Genomic DNA, 5,250 nt, shown 5'->3' with positions numbered 1-5,250 from the left:
CGGCGGGCTTCCACCCGGTCCCCGGGACGGAGCCGGGCCAGGTCCTCACCGGGCACGTGCATGTCAGTCATGGCGGATCCCCTTCCCCCGTGCCATCGAGACGTCGACGACACGCCCAGTGTGCTCCGGGCAGATGAAATCCAGCCCACCAGCGCATGGACGGATCGTGACGACGGGGTCGGCACGGTCACGTCCGTATTCCTGGTCGGGCCGTGCACCATTGGAATCCCTAACCCCAGTCATCACCGGTGGCCCCCGGCGCGCTCGGTGTTACCCGCCCTCCACCAACCTCGCCCCACCATGCCTGGGCCCCGGGCCCATGCTGGTGAGAGTGCCGCGGCTGATCGGTGAAATCGAGCTGTTCACCAGGGTGGCGGTGGGCATCGGGACGATCATGCTCACCGCCACGAACGCCGGCATGATCTTTGGGCCCCTGACGCTGAGCACGACCGACACCCCCCGATCTCTCCGATGACGGCCGATCATCAATGATGGCCAACCGAATGGTCACTGATTGATCCGGGGGCAGCCAAGCCAGGACGCGCCCGCCCCACCGCTTGACAGATGGCCAGTTAGCGGCGGACCACGTTGCAGTGCGGGCTTCGCTTACGGACATGGTGGCCGATGACTCCAGTCGTCATGCCATCGGGATCGAGCCGCCTCACTCGTGAGGTGGCTCGATCCGGCTCGATGGGTTAGCAGCAGCTGGGCTGTTTGGTCGCGGGCTCACTGTCATCCATCGGCGTGGGCTGGTCGTGCGTGGTGCAACAGGTGCCATCGCCGGCCACCGCCGACTGCTCAGGATCGTTCTTGCCTTCCAGGTCTGGGCGGGCGTCGGCGGTGACGGTGTAGACCTCCCACGGTTCCTGGCCCGGGCCGGTGACCCAGACCTTGTCCTGGACGGCGTAGCAGCAAGTGGTTCCCTCCTCGGGGCGGGTGACCAGCCCGGCGTCGGCCAGGCGGTGAGCGGCGGCGTTGACGATCTCGGTGGACTCCACCTCCACCCCCAAGTGGTCCATCCGGGTCTCCTTCCCAGGTTCTCCCTCGAGTAGGACGAGCTTGAGCGCAGGTTCGGTGATGGCGAAGTTGGCGTAGCCGGGCCGGCGTTTGGCCGGGGTGGTGTGAAACAGCGTGGAGTAGAACGCGATGGAGGCCTCGAGGTCGGCAACGCGCAGGGCGAGCTGGACTCTGGACATGACGGGTTCCCTTCTTGGAGGGACGGCGCATCCTCAAATATAGATCACCGTCGATGTCCCAATGTTGCCTCCGGCATCGACAGAGGTCAATATAGATCTATGTCTATTTCTGGTGACGATTCCTCGGTGACGCCGACCGCCTTAGCCTGCTGCGCTCCGCTGTCGCGAGAGCCCCTGGGGCGGGAGCGGGCCGAGCGGATCGCCCCGTTGCTGAAGGCGTTGGCCGATCCGGTGCGGCTGCAGCTGCTGTCGATGGTGCTCTCCCACCCCGGTGGGGAGGCGTGTGTGTGCGACCTGTTGCCGGCCTTCGAGCTGTCCCAACCCACGATCAGCCACCACCTCAAGGTCCTGCACGAGGCCGGGCTGCTGGAGCGGGACAAGCGCGGGGTGTGGGTGTACTACCGCACCCACCCTGAGGCGCTGGAGGCTCTGGTGACGCTGTTCGCCCCCGAGACGGCCACCGCATGAACGGCACGCCCACGCCTGGAGACGGCGTAGTGATGCCGGTGGAGCGGCACATGATGCCGGGCGACACTGCTGGGGCGCTCACCGTGGTCGGGCTCAAGGAGTCCCACTGGCCGGCCGTCCAGGAGATCTATGCCGCCGGTATCGCCACCGGCCAGGCCACTTTCGAGTCTCGGCCACCGAGTTGGGAGAGCTTCGCGGCGGCCAGGCCGGCGCACCTGCGCCAGGTGGCCGTGGATGAGCACGGTGCTGTGCTGGGCTGGGTCGCGGCCGCACCGGTCTCGGCCCGGGAAGTCTACGCGGGGGTGGTGGAGGAGTCTGTCTATGTCCACCCGACCGCGGCCGGACGCGGTGTGGGGCGGCTTCTGCTGGAGACCCTGATCGCCTCGGCGGAGGCCGCGGGGATGTGGACGATCGAGGCGAAGGTCTTCCCGGAGAACACCGCCAGCTTGGCCCTGCATCAGAAGCTCGGTTTCGAGCCGGTGGGGGTGCGTCGGCGCCTGGTTCGAATGAACCACGGCCCGCAGGCGGGGCGGTGGCGTGATGTGCTCCTGCTTGAGCGGCGCAGCGACACCGCCGGCACCTGAACCCGCTCCCGCGGACTGACGGGCCTGCCGGGGGTCAGCGGGCCGGGACGGGCGCCGGGGTGGCCAGCTGGCGTTGGAGGGCGGCGGCTGTGGCCTTGGCGGTGGGACCGACCCCGATGAGGGTGGCCGAGCCGGGCCCGGCCCAGTCCCCGTAGCCCACCAGGTAGAGCCCGTCCATCGTTGTGGAGGCCGTGCGGTCGGTGGGGATTGACCCCTCCTCTTCACGCACCTGCAGAGGCCGCAGATGACGCAGGGCGGGGCGGACCCCGGTGAACCAGATCACCGCGTCCACCTCCTGTTCCCGCCCGTCGGCCCACGCGATCCCGGTGGGGGGTGAAGCGGTCGGACATCGGTTCCCGGTGCAGCAGTCCGGCGTCCCGGGCGCGCTGGACCGGAGGCACCACGACGATGTTGCCCAGGGCGGCGACACCACCGGGGTCTGGGCGACCTATGCTGCGGGTTCGCTTTACATATGGCCGGTTAGGGGTCACTCCTCGTGTTGGCGGCTGATGAATCCCGCCATGCCCGGCACGGTGAACGCCACCTTGCCGTACTCGGGTGAATAGATCAGTCCTTTGCTGATGAGCTGGGCGCGAGTGGGCCCGAGGCTGCTGATCTTCACGCCTTGGCGGTTGGCTACTTCGCTGGTGCTGGACCATTCGTCGCCGTCGATGGCCATGGCCCGCATGTAGGCCCGCTCCTTCTTCGTCGCCCTGCCCCACCGGGCCGGGAAGAAGCCGGCATCGAGTTGCTGCCACCCGTTCTGGATGGCGATCCCAGCGTCCTCGAGGGTGAAGGGAGTGGCCGGGGCTGCTTCCCAGATCGCTTTGCCGAACTCCTGGATGAAGTAGGGGTAGCGCCCGGAAGCATCGACGACCTGCTCTAAAGCGGTCTGTTCGAACTCCGCACCCATGTCTCGAGCCGGACGGGCGAAGGCGTATCGGGCCCCGTCCTCATCCAGGGGCCCGATCACCCGGTAATCGAAGAGCCGCTCCGCGTAGGTGCGGGTCTCACTCAGTGTGGTCGGCAGGTTGGGTAATCCTGCACCGATCAGGTAGAAGGGCCACTCCCGCTGTCCCGCGATGTGCTGAACAGTGACGAGGGCGCCCAGCAGCTCCGGATCCAGGTCCTGCATCTCGTCGATGAAGATGCCGAATGCGCTGCGGTCGGCTTTCAGGGCGGTGCAGATGTCTTCGACGAGTTCCTCCAGGTCGATGTCGATCTGACCGGAGTCGGCCCGCCCGGGATGGACTTCGAGGCCTGCCGACACCCCGCTCGCTCCGACGGAGACCGTGAAGGACTGGATGGTTCGCAATGCCTCGGCCAGGGACTGGCCGGCGGAGCGCCGGTTGTAGCGGCGACTGGCGATCTGCAGTTCCCGTGCCAGTTTGTCTCGTACTTCGCGGTTGCCTTGGGCTTCGGGGCGGCCCTCGATCTGCACGGTGAGCCATCCGTGCCGGTCGGCCTGGTCGCGCAGATAGTTCAGCAACACCGTCTTGCCGACTCCGCGCAGGCCGGAAAGGACCATTCCGCGGTTGGGCATCCCTCGTTTGGTGCGGGCCAGCACCAGGTCGAATGCGTCGATCTCCGCGTGCCGACCTCCCATCACTCGCGGTCGCAGGCCGGAGCCGGGGTTGTACGGATTGAGTTCTAACTCCATGTAGCAAACTATAGCTACTTATAGAATTATCGCTATAACTTAGTAGCTCCTTGTACACGTCGTGTGTTCCGACTGACCGCTTGGTCAGCCGAGGAGGAAGGGTGAAGGATCATCGCACTGCTACACGTCCGGGATGCTGCAGTTGGGGTTCCCCTGTAGGAGCGGGAGCTGGGGGCGTCCGCGCGCAGACCGTCCCCTGGACAGGAGTGCGGGAGTGGAGGGCTGCCCCCTATTGGTCACCTGGCTCTGCCCACCACGAGCGCCTCGCGCACCTAGTCCTGGGCTACCGGCTGTGCGAGCCAAGAAACGAGGCTGGCTTCGGGTCATGGATCTAAACGTGGGGCTTCCTTGGTCGGTTTCTCACGGGGCCAGTGGTCGCGGACGAACTTTGCGCCTGCGAGGGCGAGGAGGGGGCCGCCGACCAGAAAGGCTGACCCGGTGAGGAATGCTCCCTCGAGGATTCGGAACACGCCAGTGGCGACGATGCTGAGTACGCCGATGCCCAGGAACACTGCCATGACGACAAGGACTGCCTTTTCTGGACCTTGGGTGGCTTCGGTCGCTCGACTCCGCGTGAGCATACGTTGACCGATAAACAAGAGCACTACTGCTCCTACGGCCGTAAGGGCACCGGCTATTGGATGGCCGAGCTGAAACAGAATGCCGGTGCCGATGAGGCATAGGACGATCAATCCCATGAGGGCATAGCCGATAACCTTCTGCCTGTGCATGCTCGTATCCCCCGGTATCCGCCCTGACTGAGTATTCAGCCAACCACGCCTGTTTGCGAAATGGAACGGCAGAGATGTGGGCTCTTCCGTCGTTGCATCCGGGCCACGAGTCCCTCTGAGGTGCAGCCGAGGTTCCCAAGAGGTCCATGGTTAAGCTCACCCGGTGGTGTGGCGCCACGGCTGGGGCGGGCACCGCCTGGGCTGTATGGCAGGGGCGCCTGTGCTGGTCGACCCGTCCTAATGGTGAGGGGAGTGGCGGGGCAAGCTGTCGTCGAGGAAGATGATCAGCCCGGCATAAGTCATCAGCAGTGACAGGCCGAGGAAGACGAGCAGGTCATAGGGCGTCCCTGCGTCTTGGACATGGATGAAATGCGTCGCCAGGACGAACAGGGGTGTGGCGACGCCTCCACCGGCACCGGTGAGGATGAGACTCATCTGGCGCGGCGAGGGCTCCTGTGCCCACCGGGCGGCTGTCCTGGCTAGCTCATCGCGCATCCCCAACCACGGATCCGAGCGGCCAGCGGGCTCTCGTATTGACCGCACTCCCCACGCGAAGACCGCGGCGCTGGCGAACAAGAAGACAGACAGCCCGATCGACCAGGGTGCCTGGA

The 5,250-nt window shown here is 66.1% G+C and carries 8 protein-coding genes; 3 read left to right on the top strand and 5 right to left on the bottom strand.

The genetic code is table 11. The features are described from left to right. Positions 1–331: 331 nt before the first annotated feature. The gene (locus ACYVM4_RS18410) at positions 332–475 is read left to right on the top strand and encodes a hypothetical protein (RefSeq protein WP_460669488.1); all 144 of its coding nucleotides are present in this window, start codon (positions 332–334) and stop codon (positions 473–475) included. A gap of 220 nt (positions 476–695) precedes the next feature. Here ACYVM4_RS18410 and ACYVM4_RS18405 read toward each other — a convergent pair whose 3' ends face one another. After that, positions 696–1,196: an ArsI/CadI family heavy metal resistance metalloenzyme gene (locus ACYVM4_RS18405; protein ID WP_460669487.1), complete on the bottom strand. Its 501-nt coding sequence runs from the start codon at positions 1,194–1,196 to the stop codon at positions 696–698. Positions 1,197–1,295: 99 nt separating this feature from the next. Between ACYVM4_RS18405 and ACYVM4_RS18400 the strand changes: the two genes are divergently transcribed. Further along, complete coding sequence (locus tag ACYVM4_RS18400) at positions 1,296–1,664, top strand: metalloregulator ArsR/SmtB family transcription factor (RefSeq protein ID WP_460669486.1); 369 nt, start codon at positions 1,296–1,298, stop codon at positions 1,662–1,664. After that, entirely contained in the window at positions 1,661–2,248 is a 588-nt protein-coding gene (locus ACYVM4_RS18395) for a GNAT family N-acetyltransferase (protein ID WP_460669485.1), read from the top strand. Before ACYVM4_RS18400 ends, ACYVM4_RS18395 begins: the two co-directional genes overlap by 4 nt. A 34-nt stretch (positions 2,249–2,282) precedes the next feature. Here the strand turns inward: ACYVM4_RS18395 and ACYVM4_RS18390 are convergent, their stop codons facing one another. From ACYVM4_RS18390 to ACYVM4_RS18375, 4 genes are all read right to left on the bottom strand, one after another. Then, positions 2,283–2,531, bottom strand: a complete 249-nt coding sequence (locus ACYVM4_RS18390; RefSeq protein ID WP_460669484.1) for a hypothetical protein — start codon at positions 2,529–2,531, stop codon at positions 2,283–2,285. A gap of 204 nt (positions 2,532–2,735) precedes the next feature. Continuing rightward, complete coding sequence (locus tag ACYVM4_RS18385) at positions 2,736–3,908, bottom strand: ATP-binding protein (protein WP_460669483.1); 1,173 nt, start codon at positions 3,906–3,908, stop codon at positions 2,736–2,738. 323 nt (positions 3,909–4,231) lie between these two features. Beyond that, positions 4,232–4,639: a hypothetical protein gene (locus tag ACYVM4_RS18380; RefSeq protein ID WP_460669482.1), complete on the bottom strand. Its 408-nt coding sequence runs from the start codon at positions 4,637–4,639 to the stop codon at positions 4,232–4,234. Between the two features lie 237 nt (positions 4,640–4,876). Continuing rightward, on the bottom strand, positions 4,877–5,250 hold a 374-nt coding region (locus tag ACYVM4_RS18375; RefSeq protein WP_460669481.1), incomplete at its 5' end, for a hypothetical protein.

The sequence above is a fragment of the Kocuria himachalensis genome (assembly GCF_054784195.1).
This window is presented reverse-complemented; position numbering and strand designations above follow the sequence as displayed.

What these genes read in the sequence shown, in the direction of transcription:
- ACYVM4_RS18405 (WP_460669487.1), bottom strand. Translation starts at nt 1,196, where the DNA reads ATGTCCAGAGTCCAGCTCGCCCTGCGCGTTGCCGACCTCGAGGCCTCC.
- ACYVM4_RS18400 (WP_460669486.1), top strand. Translation starts at nt 1,296, where the DNA reads ATGTCTATTTCTGGTGACGATTCCTCGGTGACGCCGACCGCCTTAGCC.
- ACYVM4_RS18395 (WP_460669485.1), top strand. Translation starts at nt 1,661, where the DNA reads ATGAACGGCACGCCCACGCCTGGAGACGGCGTAGTGATGCCGGTGGAG.
- ACYVM4_RS18385 (WP_460669483.1), bottom strand. Translation starts at nt 3,908, where the DNA reads ATGGAGTTAGAACTCAATCCGTACAACCCCGGCTCCGGCCTGCGACCG.
- ACYVM4_RS18380 (WP_460669482.1), bottom strand. Translation starts at nt 4,639, where the DNA reads ATGCACAGGCAGAAGGTTATCGGCTATGCCCTCATGGGATTGATCGTC.